This is a genomic window from Paracoccus cavernae, assembly GCF_042430175.1.
Classification (GTDB): Bacteria; Pseudomonadota; Alphaproteobacteria; order Rhodobacterales; family Rhodobacteraceae; genus Paracoccus; species Paracoccus cavernae.
Genome location: NZ_JBHMDZ010000013.1, coordinates 48,960 through 63,071, shown reverse-complemented (window position 1 = coordinate 63,071; position 14,112 = coordinate 48,960). Strand labels below are relative to the sequence as shown.

13 protein-coding genes are annotated in these 14,112 nt (G+C 63.7%); 9 read left to right on the top strand and 4 right to left on the bottom strand.

The features are described 5' to 3' along the window. Nucleotides 1-23: 23 nt before the first annotated feature. From ACFFUC_RS10040 to ACFFUC_RS10000, 9 genes are all read left to right on the top strand, one after another. Complete coding sequence (locus ACFFUC_RS10040) at nt 24-437, top strand: LapA family protein (RefSeq protein ID WP_377685868.1); 414 nt, start codon at nt 24-26, stop codon at nt 435-437. Continuing rightward, nucleotides 434-1,096 carry a phosphoribosylanthranilate isomerase gene (locus tag ACFFUC_RS10035; protein ID WP_377685866.1) on the top strand — a complete coding sequence of 221 codons (663 nt, stop codon included), beginning with the start codon at nt 434-436 and terminating at the stop codon, nt 1,094-1,096. The genes ACFFUC_RS10040 and ACFFUC_RS10035 overlap by 4 nt, the downstream gene beginning before the upstream one ends. Beyond that, nucleotides 1,093-1,536: a GNAT family N-acetyltransferase gene (locus ACFFUC_RS10030; protein WP_377685865.1), complete on the top strand. Its 444-nt coding sequence runs from the start codon at nt 1,093-1,095 to the stop codon at nt 1,534-1,536. The genes ACFFUC_RS10035 and ACFFUC_RS10030 overlap by 4 nt, the downstream gene beginning before the upstream one ends. A 42-nt stretch (nt 1,537-1,578) precedes the next feature. Continuing rightward, complete coding sequence (gene trpB / locus ACFFUC_RS10025; protein ID WP_377685864.1) at nt 1,579-2,805, top strand: tryptophan synthase subunit beta; 1,227 nt, start codon at nt 1,579-1,581, stop codon at nt 2,803-2,805. An 85-nt stretch (nt 2,806-2,890) separates the two neighbouring features. Further along, complete coding sequence (locus ACFFUC_RS10020) at nt 2,891-3,256, top strand: hypothetical protein (RefSeq protein WP_377685862.1); 366 nt, start codon at nt 2,891-2,893, stop codon at nt 3,254-3,256. Between the two features lie 275 nt (nt 3,257-3,531). Continuing rightward, nucleotides 3,532-4,203 carry a DUF4123 domain-containing protein gene (locus ACFFUC_RS10015; protein ID WP_377685860.1) on the top strand — a complete coding sequence of 224 codons (672 nt, stop codon included), beginning with the start codon at nt 3,532-3,534 and terminating at the stop codon, nt 4,201-4,203. Then, entirely contained in the window at nt 4,193-4,972 is a 780-nt protein-coding gene (locus tag ACFFUC_RS10010; protein ID WP_377685858.1) for a hypothetical protein, read from the top strand. Before ACFFUC_RS10015 ends, ACFFUC_RS10010 begins: the two co-directional genes overlap by 11 nt. Then, entirely contained in the window at nt 4,969-7,512 is a 2,544-nt protein-coding gene (locus ACFFUC_RS10005; RefSeq protein WP_377685856.1) for a hypothetical protein, read from the top strand. The genes ACFFUC_RS10010 and ACFFUC_RS10005 overlap by 4 nt, the downstream gene beginning before the upstream one ends. Nucleotides 7,513-7,522: 10 nt before the next feature. Continuing rightward, complete coding sequence (locus ACFFUC_RS10000) at nt 7,523-8,083, top strand: hypothetical protein (protein ID WP_377685854.1); 561 nt, start codon at nt 7,523-7,525, stop codon at nt 8,081-8,083. 113 nt (nt 8,084-8,196) lie between these two features. On the opposite strand, the gene ACFFUC_RS09995 is transcribed toward ACFFUC_RS10000, so the two are convergent. The 4 genes from ACFFUC_RS09995 to ACFFUC_RS09980 all read right to left on the bottom strand — a co-directional run bounded on the left by ACFFUC_RS09995 (nt 8,197) and on the right by ACFFUC_RS09980 (nt 13,885). Further along, nucleotides 8,197-10,257 (bottom strand): type VI secretion system Vgr family protein, encoded by a 2,061-nt coding sequence (locus tag ACFFUC_RS09995; protein ID WP_377685852.1) that lies wholly within the window; start codon nt 10,255-10,257, stop codon nt 8,197-8,199. 267 nt (nt 10,258-10,524) lie between these two features. Then, complete coding sequence (locus ACFFUC_RS09990; protein WP_377685850.1) at nt 10,525-11,874, bottom strand: esterase-like activity of phytase family protein; 1,350 nt, start codon at nt 11,872-11,874, stop codon at nt 10,525-10,527. A gap of 125 nt (nt 11,875-11,999) precedes the next feature. Then, on the bottom strand, nt 12,000-12,989 hold the full coding sequence (locus ACFFUC_RS09985; RefSeq protein ID WP_377685848.1) for a lysylphosphatidylglycerol synthase domain-containing protein: 990 nt from the start codon (nt 12,987-12,989) through the stop codon (nt 12,000-12,002). A gap of 281 nt (nt 12,990-13,270) precedes the next feature. Continuing rightward, a complete protein-coding gene (locus ACFFUC_RS09980) occupies nt 13,271-13,885 on the bottom strand; it encodes a cysteine hydrolase family protein (RefSeq protein ID WP_377685847.1) in 615 nt (204 codons plus the stop codon). Between the last annotated feature and the right edge of the window lie 227 nt (nt 13,886-14,112).

Here is a 14,112-nt window from a genome sequence, read left to right as displayed (position 1 = left end):
CGCAATGGACTGAGGGACTTTTCATGCGTGCGATAAGACTGGCTTTTGTGGTTCTGCTTGCCATCATCCTGATCGGCGTAGCTTTGGCGAATCGTCAGCTGATCACTGTCGGTCTGTTTCCTGCCCAGTTCGGGCAGTTTCTGGGTGGGTCTTGGTCGTTGACCATGCCCGCCTTTATTGCTTTTTTCGGCGCGATCATGTTCGGCGTCGTCATCGGTCTGGTCTGGGAATGGCTCCGCGAGGCGGGGCTGCGGGCGGAATCGAACCGCCGCGCCCAGGCTCTGGCCAAGCTCGAGCGTGAGCTCGGTCATCTGCGTACTACCCATTCCGGTCCGCAGGACGAAGTTCTCGCCATTCTCGAACAAGCCAAAAGCGGCAATGCGGTTGCCGGTACAGCTCTGGTTTCCGGTCGCGGCAAAGCGGCAGGCCGGTCGTGAGCGCGGCCCATTCCGCAGCCGTCAAAATCTGCGGCCTTTCCGATCCCGCCTCGGTTGAGGCCGCGGTTGCGGCAGGCGCACGCTATGTCGGCTTTGTCTTCTTTCCGAAATCCCCGCGCCATGTGGGCATCGCTCAAGCCGCCGAACTGGCGGGGCAGGTGCCGGTGGGTGTTGCGCGGGTCGGGCTATTCGTCAATCCGGACAATGCTTTGCTTGGCGAAGTTCTCAAATCGGTTCCGCTCGACATCATCCAGCTTCACGGCAGGGAGACGCCCGGGCGCGTGGCCGAGGTCAAGGCCCTGACCGGCTTGCCCGTGATGAAGGCAGTCGGCGTCGCCGCAGCCGAGGATCTCGACCAGCTTTGGGATTACGGGTTGGTGGCCGATATGCTTTTGGTCGACGCCAAAGCCGCGCCGGATGCCGCTTTGCCGGGCGGCAATGGCCTTGCCTTTGACTGGCGGCTGCTGGTGGGGCGGCGTTGGCTCAAGCCTTGGTTGCTGGCCGGCGGGCTCACTCCGGACAATGTCGCCGAGGCGATCCGTCTGACCGGAGCGCAGGGGGTCGATGTCTCCTCAGGTGTCGAATCCGCGCCGGGCGTCAAGGACCACGACCGGATCCGCGCCTTCGTCGCGGCTGCCTCGGGACAGGGCGGGGCGTGATCCTCTGGCGAGAGGCCGTGGTGGCCGATGTGCCAGCAGTCGTTGCCCTGTTGCGTGACGACGTGCTGGGGCAGGGCCGCGAATTGGCGGATGCCGCTCGCTACGAGGCGGCCTTTCGCGCGATGGAGGCCGAGGGGGCCAATCATCTGGTCGTCGGCGAAAGCGCGGGGCAGGTGGTCGCATGCTACCAGATCACCTTCATCACGGGCCTGTCGCTATCGGCCAGCCGTCGCGCGCAGATCGAGAGCCTGCGCGTCTCGTCGGAGTTGCGCGGGCAGGGGATCGGGGCGGTGATGATCGCCGATGCCGAGGCGCGGGCGCGGGCTGCCGGATGCAGCCTGATGCAGTTCACCTCCAACCAAAGCCGTAGCGCGGCGCACCGCTTCTACGAGCGGCTTGGCTTTACCCCCTCCCATATCGGATATAAGAAAACACTCTAGGCCCGAGGATGTTGCGGGACCCTATTCAAGACAGGAAATGCCATGGCCGAAGATCTCGCGAATAGTTTTATGACCGGACCCGACGAACAGGGTCGTTTCGGGATTTTCGGCGGCCGTTTCGTATCCGAAACGCTGATGCCGCTGATCCTTGACCTCGAAAAGGAATACGAGCGTGCGAAGGTCGATCCGGCCTTCATCTCCGAGATGGAGGATCTGTGGACCCATTACGTCGGCCGTCCCTCGCCGCTTTATTTCGCGCCGCGCCTGACCGCCGAGCTCGGCGGTGCCAAGGTCTATCTCAAGCGCGAAGAACTGAACCATACCGGCAGCCACAAGATCAACAACGTGCTGGGCCAGATCCTTCTGGCGCGCCGCATGGGCAAGACCCGCATCATCGCCGAAACCGGCGCGGGCCAGCATGGCGTGGCGACCGCGACGGTTTGCGCGCGCTTCGGCCTGAAATGCATCGTCTATATGGGCGCGACCGATGTCGAGCGTCAGGCGCCGAACGTCTTCCGCATGCGCCTCCTGGGTGCCGAAGTCGTGCCGGTCACCTCGGGGCGCGGGACGCTTAAAGATGCGATGAACGACGCGCTGCGCGACTGGGTGACCAATGTCGCCGACACGTTCTACTGCATCGGCACTGTGGCCGGCCCCCATCCCTATCCGGCAATGGTCCGCGATTTCCAAGCCATAATCGGCCGCGAGACCAAGTCGCAGCTCATGGCTCAAGAGGGCCGTTTGCCCGATAGCGTTGTCGCGGCGATCGGCGGCGGCTCGAATGCGATGGGCCTCTTCTACCCCTTCCTCGACGACCGCTCGGTGCGCATCATCGGGGTCGAGGCGGGCGGCAAGGGCGTCGACGCCCGCATGGAGCATTGCGCGAGCCTCTCGGGCGGGCGTCCGGGTGTCCTTCACGGCAACCGCACCTATCTGTTGCAGGACGAGGAGGGCCAGATCCTCGAGGGCCATTCGATCTCGGCCGGTCTCGATTATCCCGGCATCGGTCCCGAACATGCCTGGCTCAAGGAGCAGGGCCGCGCCGAATATGTCAGCGCGACCGATACCGAGGCTCTCGGTGCGTTCCAGCTGCTCTGCGAGACCGAGGGCATCATCCCCGCGCTGGAGCCTTGCCACGCCTTGGCCCATGTCCGCAAACTCGCGCCGACCCTGCCCAAGGATCACCTGATGGTCGTCAACCTCTCGGGGCGTGGCGACAAGGACATTTTCACGGTCGCCAAGCATATGGGAGTCGAGATTACGACCTAAAGGTTGCCGTAAAAGGTTTGTTTTGTTTGGAACCGGTTGTCTCGTTTCCTCGTTTCGTCCCTGTGATGAGGTTATGGAGATAGCCATGATGAACAAAGCATTTGCAATCGTCGGCACTGTCGTCAAAGCCGGTGCCGTTTCGGCGCTTCTGGCAGGAGCCGCTTTTGCGCAGACTGCAACCACCACTACCGTTCCGGCGGATCAGATCCCGCTTGCGGCGCAGGGCCTGAGCGACGTTCAGGTCAAGGACCTTCTGACCACAAAAGGTATGCAGGATATCTCGGTGAGCCGTGCCGATGGCAAAATCACCGCGACCGGTACCCGCAACGGCGAGTCGCTGGAACTGATCTATAACGAGGCTGACGGCACGCTGATCACCCTCAACGGCAAATCGGGTGCCGAAGGCGCCAATGTCGATTTCCGTGACCTCGGGTCGCCGAAAGGCAACTGATCCGTCACAATCGATGTAAGAGAGGCCGGCGCATCCGCGTCGGCCTTTTTCATTGGCCGCGCAGCAGCATCCTTGCGGGCGTTCGGCGTTACGCGCGCAGGCTTTTGCGGCCATGCGTCAAAGAGCATAAGACCCCCGCCATCATATTGAACTAAAAGCGAGTTTGCACGTTGTCGTCCCAGGCCCGCAACGGGCCGGCTGTCGGGAAGGACGGCTTGTCTCGTCGTGCCGGGGATTCGATTGTTTGTTTTGTGCTGCCCGGTGGGGGCTTGGCGATGATTGCGCCGTTATCCGAAGGATTGCCCGCCGCCGGCTCCTGGCTGGTCGAGGCGGAGGCCGCTGTTGCAAAAGACCGCGACCGTCTTTCGCGGGTGCTCGCGAGCTTGGCATTCGGCGATCCAGCGGCGGTTTGGGGCGGCGATGAAGCGCCGGCCGGCTGTTTCGCGTTGCTCGAAGCCGCGCGCTTTCCCGATTTTCCGGAACAGCTGGACGGGGCAGGGCTCGACTATGCGTCCTTGATGCGCGGCGAGGCGGCAGAGGATCTACGCGATGTCGCGCCCTATCTGATCGCGCTTCCGCCCGACCACCAGCTGGCGCGGCGCTTGCTCACGCCGAAATCGGGCAATGACGCGCATTGGCAGCTCTGGGGCTCGGGCTCGGTCACATTGATCCGCAGCAGGGCCTCGCTCGATGATCTTCTGCGCCATTTCCGCAAATTCACGCGCATTTTCGATGCCGGCGAGGGGCGCTGGAACTATTTCCGCTTTTATGCCCCCGAGGCGATGCGCGGATTGGTCGCCCATATGAAACCCGCTCCTTTTGCCGCCTTTTCCGCGCCCTTTCTTTTCGCGCTGACCGAGGGGAGGGAGGCCCAGCCGGTTCTGGTCGGCCGCGATCTTGTGCGGATGCGCGATTACCTCGATCTTTGTGTGCGGCATGCTGACTAGGGACGGTCTTTTCAGCAAGGAGGCAGAAGCCGCCGCCGAGGCCGAGGCGCTGCACCGCCATTTCCTGCGCTCGGTAGAATTTCTGCGCCAGATTTTCGCGCCGATCGTTGCCGGACTTGACGACGAGCGGACCCGCGAGGTGGTCGCTTTGGCCCATGAACGCGGCAAGGAGGCGGGGGCCAACAGCAGCCGGCTCCAGCTTCAATATCTGGTCATGGTCGCCAGCTGGGGCAGCTATTTCGACACCGATCCGCAATATTGGGCGATCCTGAACAAGGCCGGCTGGCCCGAAACCTATCCCGCCGCGCCGCAAAAGTTGGGGGTTGTGCTGGCCGATCTCGCCGAAGGGATCGACGCGTTCGAGGCAGCCGTTGCCGATGACCGTACCGAGGCCGCGCGCATTCTCTGGGCATTCGAGGATGTGGGAGACCACGATTGGAGCCAGGCCGACAGTTCCGTGCTCCATCACGCGGTCCGCCATGTCTGGCCGGCGCGTACCCGCTGGCTGGGGCCGGAGCTGGTGAAATACTGTTGCGACGCCATGATAGACCAATTAGCACAATGGGATCTGTCGCGCGCGGAGATCGCATTGCTGACATGTATGTCTTTTCAATTGGGGCACGGGCTTTGCCATGATCCCCTTTTCCCGTGGATCCGGGAAAGCCTTCAATTGCCGCGTTCCGAAGAGCGGCGCAGGGCTTTGACCGAGGGGCTGCGCGACAGCTACCAGCGCAGGATCGCGGCCGTCAGGCTGGAGGACGAGAAATGACTTTGGGACAGCAGCAAGGCGGCGAAACGATCGAGGACATGCCCGAGACACCGGCCGAACTGACGGGCCCTCTGCCTTCCGCGACGACCAACGGATCGGTTCAGGCCGCGATGGCGGCAGCGACGGGACAGGGCAGCCAATATGCGCCCGCGGCGAGCTGCGCCACCTGTCCAGAGCGTAGCCTTCGGCTGAAACTCGGCTGGACCTTTTACCCCGATCAGGTCCCCAAAGGCAGCTATCAGCTTGTGCCGGGGATGACGGCTCCCCAGCCCATACCTGCGGACGGCCAGATCGTTCTGGACCGCGCCAGCAACCGGCAGGTTCCGGCGCAGGTCATGCAGGCCGAGCTGGTGATCACGCTCGAGAGCGGTCCGACCTATTCCTTCGATGTCTCCTTCGAGCTGCCCGCGATCCATCAGCCGACCGGCCTTCAGCGACGCCTGACCAATCTCGGGCTTTACGCGGGGATTACCGAGTTTTTCGACGGGCGCGCGCTTTGGGCCATGCGGGCTTTCAAACGCATCCACATGAACCGCTTCACCCGCAATGCCTCGGCGCGCGAGAACGACCAGCTTCTGGACGGGCAGGCCTACCGTATTCCCGCCGAGGTCATGGAGGCCGTCCGCAAGGCGCATGGTGCGCATCCCGCCGATCGGGTTTCCGAGCTGGAAGTGCCCGAGGCGCTCTTGCGGCGGGGCGCCTCGAGCGCGCCCGATGCAGGGATGTTCGGCGCGGCGGTGCTGCAACGCGGCTCGTACGACATTTCCGGCGGGACCGACGACAGCGACCCCAGACCAGACCGGCCCGAGGCCATCTGGGCAGGTCGCAAGAACCCGGGCATCAAGGTCACGCGTCCTGGCTACCAGCTTTGCCTTGGTGCCTATAACGAAGGTTCGGGCGAGGCGCCGATCGAGAACAGGGTCAACCTGCCGCAGCCGGTCCATATGCTGCAATTCGCGCTCTTCGAGACCGGCTTCTGGCTGATTGCAGGCAAACGCGCGCGCGGCAGGACGATTACCGCTTTCGGCCCGAGCGCCGCAGTCGGCGCGACCAATGCGGCGGGCGGGCGTTTCGGCACGCTCGACGGCGCTTTCGGGCGCAGCACGCAATGGGCTTTGCGCGAATTCCAGTGCCACGCCAAACTGCCGCAAGCCGCGGTCGAGGATCTGCATTCGACGGGCGAGCTCCACCTCCAACGCATCATCCGCCGCCCGCCCGAGGTGCTTTCGGGCCATGCGCTCTACCCCGAGGCCGGTCTGGCCAGCGGCGGGCTGAATGCGGCAACCGCCCGCGCGTTGCAAAGCTGGCTCGAGCGGGCCTATCGCTGTCCGGTCCATGTCTATGCCAGTCCTGCTGCCCGCTCGCTGGATCCGGCGGCGGTCGTGCAGGAGGGCATCTGGCGGTACGACGATTACGACAGCAATGCGCCGCGGATGTTCGCGGTCGATCTCAGCGCGACCTATCCTTTGCCGGCCTCCATCAACACCACGGTCCAGATGGACGGGCAGACCATTCCCAAACCGATCACCATCGGCGGCTATACGGGCTATAATCAGGGTGGAGTGACCTATGGCGGCCAGCTGACCGGCGGCTCGCATATCTGGAACCTCGAGACGACCGAGGTCACGCCCCAGACGATTTACGGCAGCGGCGGCTATACCGGCACGGGGCTCTCGGCCGCGCAGCTCTCGACCTTCAAAGTGGTGCGGGCGGCCTCCCATTTTGAATGTCTGGGCCATTTCGACAGCCTGAACGCCTATGACCGCGTGACCCTGTCCTTCGGCCTTTGCCATTGGACGCTGGCGGTTCTCGGCCATTCCGGCTCGGGCACGATCCCTGTCGAGGAAGCGCGCGAAATGGGGGCGCTTTTTGCCTATATCGCCTCGGTCGAGCCGCAGGTTTTTCGCGAAACCATCGGGCGGTTCGGGATGTCGGCGGCCTCGGCCTGGCCGCTTGCGGCGGGCGGCGGCGCCTATTTCTCGGCGATCCATATGGAGAGCGAAAGCGGTCCGGTTATGCTGTGCGGAGCCAATTACAGGGCCGATCCCACCCGCAAGGAAGGGATCGAGGACAACCATTACGGCCATCTCTGGCCGCTTTACTACCGGATGCAGATGGCGAACCGGACCAGCAACCGCTTCCAGATCGCCTGCGGAAAATTCGCGCGCCAAAGGATCGCCAACATTCTCGCGGCGCGCGTCGGAACCGGCAGGGTCAGCGATTACCTGACCAGCGAAAAGGCGGTCGCCATGGCCTATCGCGCGCATATTTACACGACAAGCACGCTCAACCGCCTGACCACGGCGCTTGGCGCGATCGGGCGGGCCAACCCGACCCATAATCAGGCGCGTGAAGAGCTGGCGATGACAGCGATCGAACGGGCCGCCAGCGGGCCTGCAGTCGGCCATGTCCAAAGCATCCGCGGCTGGAGCGATCTGCCGCAGCGCAACGGTATCGCTTTGGGCGTGACCTATCGGCTCAACCTTGACGACCCCTCGATTTCCGGCACTGTCGGAAGCTTCCGCTTCGATCCGCCCTGAAGGAGCAGTGATGAAACCGGCTCGACCTTCGGCTGAATTGCCGCGCCGCGCGGGCAATGGCGCGCTGGCGCTTTGCGCTTTCTGTCTGGTTCTTGCGGGACCCGCGCGCGCGCAGACGCCTGCGGCCGAAAGCGCGTGCGCCGCGCTGCCGGTGCCCCAGATGATCGCGCAGATCTACGAGGCCTCAAGCGGCACGCCCGATCAAAGCCCGCCAGAGCAGATCCGGCTCGAGGATTTCAGCGGCGATGGTCAGGCCGATCTGCTGGTGGTGGCACGCTTTCGCACCGGGGGCGGCTCGGGTGACGGGGCGGTGGTCACGCTGCGGATGGGGAGCGCGCAGGGGATTTGCGACGAGCCTCTCGACATGGTTCTCGATGCCGGAGCGGGAAAGATCACCGTGGATGCGGTGCCGAACCCCGACGGCCCCCCCGATTTCGCAATCCTGTACCAGCGCAACAAACGCGATGAGGGGGCGGGGGGGATCTCAGAGACGACCCGTCCCGCGACCAGCCGGTTTGCCTATGATCCGGCCAGCTTCGGCTATACCCTCCTGCCCGAAGAGGGCGGCTGACGCGGACCGGTGTCGACCGCGCCAAAGCTCGGGGAATGAAAAAGGGCGGGGCCGCATCTTTGCACCCCGCCCCAACTCGCTCGTCCGGTCAGACCGGACCGAGGGTGCGCCCTTTACTCTTCGCTGGTCGCATCCTCGAATTTCGCGCATTCCTCGCAAAGCGGCAGGCCTTCGCGTGCCGCCATCTGCAGGGTCGAGACCTGCGTGCTCGAGCCGCTGCTCATCACGACATTGCCTTTGAGCCAGATCGTCGGGGCCTCCAGCGAGATCCCCGAGGCATCGATGGTGATCTTGCCGCCCGGACCTTTGATCTGCATTTTCTCGTAGGCCATCAGCGTATGGATGCGGGTGTTGTTGGTGATCGATTTTCCGACATCCAGCGTATAGCGGCCGAAAACCTCGCCCTCGAAATTGCGGCCCGCCTCGTAGAGGTGATCGGCAAAAATCGCCTGTTTGTGGATATTGCCGACGCGGTGGATGTGGTCCTTGCCGTAGTTTTCCTGCTGGTTGCGACCGACATTGTAATACATGTCGTTGCCGATGGTCTCGTTGTGGTCGTTGCCGATCGAGATGGATTTGTTGTTGCCGACGCTCTCGCTTTGGTCGTTGGCCACGGATTTGCTGCGGTTGTGGCCGATGGAGTGGCTTTCGTCATTTTCAATGATCGTATTGTGGTCTTTTTGCGCATGCATGAAGACCTCTTCGCGACCGGCCTGATCCTCGAAGCGGAATTCGTTATAGCCCGCACCTTCATGGGTGTCGGATTTGAAGGTGCTGATGGTCTTGTTGGCCGGCAGATCATAGGGGACGTTGTTCTTGCCGTTATAGACGCAGCCGGTCACCAGCGGCTTGTCGGGATCGCCTTCGAGAAACTCGACCACGACCTCCATGCCGATCCGCGGAATGACCATGCCGCCCCAACCGGCGCCGGCCCAAGACTGGCTGACGCGGCAGCGCATCGAGAAAGCATTCTGCAAATCCCAGTGGAAACGTACGAGAATGCGGCCGAAATCGTCGCAATCGATCTCGCCTTCGCCGACGACCATGGCGGTCTGCGGGCCTTGGACGACCGGAATGGGCGTGCGGCGTGGCGGTACCATCGGCGCCGAAATCGGCATCATGCTCCAGCTCGCGTTGAAGGCGTAACCGTCCTTGGAGGGGCTGCCGGTACCGTAAGCTTCGCTCATGAAATGGTAATTGGCCGAGAGCACGAGATAGGTTTCGCCGGTGCCGGGAACAGGATCGCCGCTCAGCGTCACCTGCATGCCCGCACCGAGCGAGACGCAATCGCCCGCCGCGCGGTGACGCCGGTCGCCGCCGCGCTCGCCCAGAGCCTTGAGGCCGACCATGCCTTTGCCGCGCGCGCGGTCAAGGTAGTCGCCGGGATAGTCGAAACTTTCGATCTGGCCATGGGCATAGGCCGCATCGCCCTGCCGGTCGGTCTCCATCGCGGCCATCGGCGTCTTGAAGTTGTAGTCGGTCAGACGGACCGCGCCGGTGGTCAGATTGCGCTCGGGCGCCCATTCCCAGAAATGCTCGCCATCGGCCTGATGATGCGCGTCATAGGATTTGAACTCGCGCGAGCCGACCGAAACATGGCTCGCGATATCATCGGTGAGAACCAGCGTGTGGTTGCCGTCTTCGTGGCGGAAATGAAAGGAGATCCCGTGCCGCTCCATCTGGCGGCGTGCGAAATCGAGATCCGATTCGCGGTATTGCACGGTATATTCCAGCACCGGATGATCGCCGGTCAGCGCCATGTCCAGCGCGGGCGTCCCGAGATCGGCGTAATCGGCCAGCAATTCCTTGAGAATTTCGACGACGGTTTTGTTGTGGAAAATCCGCTGGTTGCGGCGAAGTCCCGCCAGCCAGAACCAGGGGCGCAGGTTCAGGTCGTAGCGGTGGCCGTTCTCGTTCGAGCCGATCCAGCGCGCTTGGGTGACGATGCCGTCGAAATGGCGCAGCCCCTCGCGGCCGTCAATCGCGACGGTGGCATGGGTTCCGACCAGCGCGTCGAAATCGAGGTCGCGTTCCATCGAGATCGCCTCGACGCGGTAATCGAAAAGCCCGTTGAGGTGATCGCTTCCGTCGAACCGCAGCAGGACAAGCGTATCGGGACCAAGGGCCGTGGTCAGACGGCCAAGACGATCTGTTTGGCGAAGAGAAAACGACATCGAACCACCAAAAAAGCGAATAACAATTTACACATATTGCTAGGGCAATGATGTGAAATAGGCAAGTTCCTGCCGCGCCGAAACCGTGCTTTCGTTCCCTGCGGCTGGGTAGCGGTGCGGCCTTTGCCACGGTTTTCCCGCCTGACGCGAGCGGTATCCATGCGCGCGGTCCTCGGGTTGTGCCGTTATCGCGTGGATGCAGGGCTTGTGATTCAGCGGAGGCGGGCCGCTCGCGCCAAGCCCGCCTCCGCCTCGTTTTGAACCGCCTCAGCGTGCCGAGAGCAGCTCCGGCACGGAGAGCAGGATGAATTCGTTATCCGCGGCCTTGCCGATCTCGCGCCCGCCCGAGAAGGGCAGGTTGTTGTCGTTGGCGACCATGATATGGGTCTCGTCGACGCGGGCCACATCCTCGATCGTGAAGAAGGGGAAGGTGAAGGGTCCGCTGCCGGATGCGAGGCCGGGCAGCGCCTTGCTGTCGGGGTCGGCGATGTCGAGCAGGTCGATATGGCCAATGCGGCGCAGATTGCCCTCGGCATCGGTGGTGGCTGTATCGACGAGCACGACGTTCTTGACCTTGGCGGGCAGCGGATAGCAGGCCGAGTGATCGGTGCTGCCTTCGGCGCAGGCTTTGGCCTGATCACCCTCGCCATTGTCGCGCTCGATCACGAGGGCGCGGGTCGCGTCGATGAAGTTGAAATCGCCGATCGCGGTCGCGCCTTCGGACAGTTTGAAGCGGAAGCTCTCGCCGGTCCAATCGCCTTTCGCCGGATCAAAGGTCATGACGCGCAGGAAATCGCCCTCGGGCGCGCCTGCTTCGTCCAGAAGCGGCTTTTCGAGCATCGCCCACAGAAGGCCGGTCTCGGGCTGGAGGGCCATTCCCTCGTAGCCGCCCGAGCGCTGGACGCGGAAATCCTTGCCCGCCTGTGCCGGAACCGCCGTGCCGGGGGTGTCGGGGCCGGTCAGCGGTTGGCCGTCCAGCACGGTCTGGTGGACCGAGACGATCCGCCCGTCTTCGGTCGCGCGGATCAGGAAGGGGCCGAATTCGTCGCCGATCCAGATCTCGCCGTCGCGGTACTGGATGCTTTCGGGGTCGAAATCCGCACCTGTCAGATAGCGGCTCTCGGTGCCCTCGTTGGCGATGCGGAAGGGGATTTTGAAATCGGGGTCGCGCAGGAAAACCGTCTCGAGGCGGGCGACTTTGCCGGTGGTGAAATCGGGGGTCATGCGGTGGAAGCTCAGCAGCGCATCGGGGCTGTTGAGCTTGGTGCCGAAGCCGTTGTCGGTCAGCACGAACCAGCTGCCGTCCGCGGCGCGGTTCATGGCAAAGCCCGACAGGCCCTGTACGGGCTGGCCGATGAAGGGCAGGGAGAGGCCGGTTTTGTGGCCGCCGTAATTCGGGCCGACATCGCCTTCGAGGCTCATGGGCGTGCTGTTGCGCGAGGGGGTGGTGAATTTGCCCGCCAAAAGCGCGTCGCGTGGTGCATCGGCGGGTGGCGCGACCAGCGTCAGCGCGGGCAAAGCGGCATGGCCTGCGAGTTTGGCGGGAAAGCTCTCTTCGGCGGTGGCGGGCAGGGCCAGAACGGTCGCGCTGCCGAGCAGCAGGGTGAACAGGCGCATTCGGTTTCCTCTCAAAGCGGTGCTGCGCCGTGAGCTAAGCCCTGTTCCTGACAGTGATGTTGCAATTGGCTGAAGAGTTTCTGTCAGTCGCCCGACGGGTCGCCCCTTGGTTCTGGTCGGCGGCCCTAATGCGACGGCGGCGGCGTGCCTTGCGCGGCAAGTCCCGAGCGCAGCTGTCCGTGCTCGAAGATCACCGCCGTTGCCAGTCCGATGACCAGCGGGATGATGAAATAGCACAGCCGGAAGACCAGAAGGGCGGCAAGCACCGTCTCGGGCGGGAATTCGGGCAAAGCCATCAGAACGCCCAGCTCGAAGACGCCTAAGCCCCCTGGCGCATGCGACATCAGGGCCAGCGTGAAGGCCACGACAAAGACGCCGAGCACCACGACATAGCCCGGATTTCCGGTGGCAGGCAGGGCGAAATACAGGATGCCGCCGGCAAAGAGCAGCTCGATCGGGGCGACCAGAACCTGACGCAAGGCGATCGGCAGGCAGGGGTAAGAGATGCGGAAATTGCGGATCTTGAGATCGGGCAGGCGCAGCGCGCTGCAGACCAGATAAAAGGCGCTGAGCCCCAAAAGCCCCCATGCGATCCAGCGTACCATCCCCGGCGAGAGGACCTCGGCAAAGCGGGTATCAAGCGCGGGATCGAGCAGAAAGACGAGCCCGACGAGCACCATTACGCCGAGCGCATAGGTCAGCGAGCAAAAGGTTACCAGCACCCCGACCTCGGCCGCGCTCAGGCCCTTGGTCGAATAGGCGCGGTAGCGGATGACCGCGCCGGTAAAGGCCGAAGCCCCCAGAGAATGCGAGAGGGCATAGGTCGTAAGCGAGCAAAGCGCCACGAAGCTGTAGTTCACCTTGCGCTTGAGATGTTTGAGCGCCAGCGAATCGTAGGCGGCAAGGATCAGGTAGCAACCCAGCGTGCAGATCGAGATCAGGAGCCAGTTATGCGCGCTGATCTCGGTGATACGGGCCCAGAGCGCGTCCCATGACATGCCGCGCAGCTCTTGCGCCAACAGCCAGAACGAGACCGAAATCGCCCCGATGCCGACAAGCGGCCAAACGGCTTTCTTCCACTTCGGGCCACTGCCGTCGAGATTGCTTGCTGCCACGATCTTTGGTTCCGGTCTTCTGGTTGAACAGGGTCAGAACAGATGTCGGCCCTCCCTCTGCGGATAGGACCAAACATTTCTGCAAGGGGCAATGCACCCAGAACAGGAAATAGGCAACTCGGGAAATGATCACCCTTGCGCGCGTGGATGCAGTCGCGCCACAGCGGGCGCGCGGGATGGGGCGCGAACGAATATGCGCGCCCGACGGGCTTGGTCGGGCGCGCAACTCGGCGGTTCGGGCGGGGGTGGCGCGGTCAAGCGGCCCCCTCTCGCTTGGGGGCTCAGGCGCGCAGAGGCACCGCGAGAATGGCTTCGGTCGGCATGACCGCGCCGAAGACATCGTCGATCGAGGCCAGAGCCGCGCGGTGGAGCTGGTCATGGCCGACCTGATCGCCATCCGCGGTATCAAGCGCGCGTGTGGCGCAGGCATCCGCGGCCACCACGACCTGATAGCCGAGCGGCACCGCATCGCGCGCCGCGCCCGCGACACAGGCATGGGTCATGAGGCCGGTGACCAGCACGGTCTCGATTCCTGCCGCTTTCAGCTCGCGGTCGAGATCCGTTCCCGGAAAGGCGCTGATCTGTTGCTTGGCGATGCGTTTGTGTTTGGGGCCGGGCTGGGCGTCGGGGTGGAAGTCCGAGGTCGCGCTGTCTTCGGCAAAGATCGGCATGCCGGCGGGCAGGACGTGCTGGATGTGATAGACCGGCATGCCGGCCTCGTCGGCATGCGCGATCAGGCGGCGGGCATTCTCCAGCGCGGCTTTGCCGTTCGGGATCGGCAGCGCGCCGGTGAAATACTCGTTCTGGAAGTCGATCACCAACAATGCCGTCTTGGCCGGATCGAGCGATTGCGGCGCGCCTGCGCCCGCGAGCTTGCGGATGGTGGGATGGGACATGGGGTTTCCTTTCAGCGCGATGGAGGTTTGTGCCAGCGTCCCGCTTTTGCGCCTGTGCATCTATTGGCAGAAATGATGAGAACGCCACTCTTGTCCCGCAGGCCGCCGCCGCCCATGATTGCCGGTCATGCGGGCCATCCGTGCAGGCCGACCACGCCGGAAGGCCGCCCGGGACGAGCGAATTCCGCTTTCCTTTCCGCGCGGCTCGTGACCCAATCCGACCCGAA

Coding starts and splice junctions, on each gene's coding strand:
- ACFFUC_RS10040 (WP_377685868.1), top strand. CDS start 24: ATGCGTGCGATAAGACTGGCTTTTGTGGTTCTGCTTGCCATCATCCTG.
- trpB (WP_377685864.1), top strand. CDS start 1,579: ATGGCCGAAGATCTCGCGAATAGTTTTATGACCGGACCCGACGAACAG.
- ACFFUC_RS10020 (WP_377685862.1), top strand. CDS start 2,891: ATGATGAACAAAGCATTTGCAATCGTCGGCACTGTCGTCAAAGCCGGT.
- ACFFUC_RS10015 (WP_377685860.1), top strand. CDS start 3,532: ATGATTGCGCCGTTATCCGAAGGATTGCCCGCCGCCGGCTCCTGGCTG.
- ACFFUC_RS10010 (WP_377685858.1), top strand. CDS start 4,193: ATGCTGACTAGGGACGGTCTTTTCAGCAAGGAGGCAGAAGCCGCCGCC.
- ACFFUC_RS10005 (WP_377685856.1), top strand. CDS start 4,969: ATGACTTTGGGACAGCAGCAAGGCGGCGAAACGATCGAGGACATGCCC.
- ACFFUC_RS10000 (WP_377685854.1), top strand. CDS start 7,523: ATGAAACCGGCTCGACCTTCGGCTGAATTGCCGCGCCGCGCGGGCAAT.
- ACFFUC_RS09995 (WP_377685852.1), bottom strand. CDS start 10,257: ATGTCGTTTTCTCTTCGCCAAACAGATCGTCTTGGCCGTCTGACCACG.
- ACFFUC_RS09990 (WP_377685850.1), bottom strand. CDS start 11,874: ATGCGCCTGTTCACCCTGCTGCTCGGCAGCGCGACCGTTCTGGCCCTG.
- ACFFUC_RS09980 (WP_377685847.1), bottom strand. CDS start 13,885: ATGTCCCATCCCACCATCCGCAAGCTCGCGGGCGCAGGCGCGCCGCAA.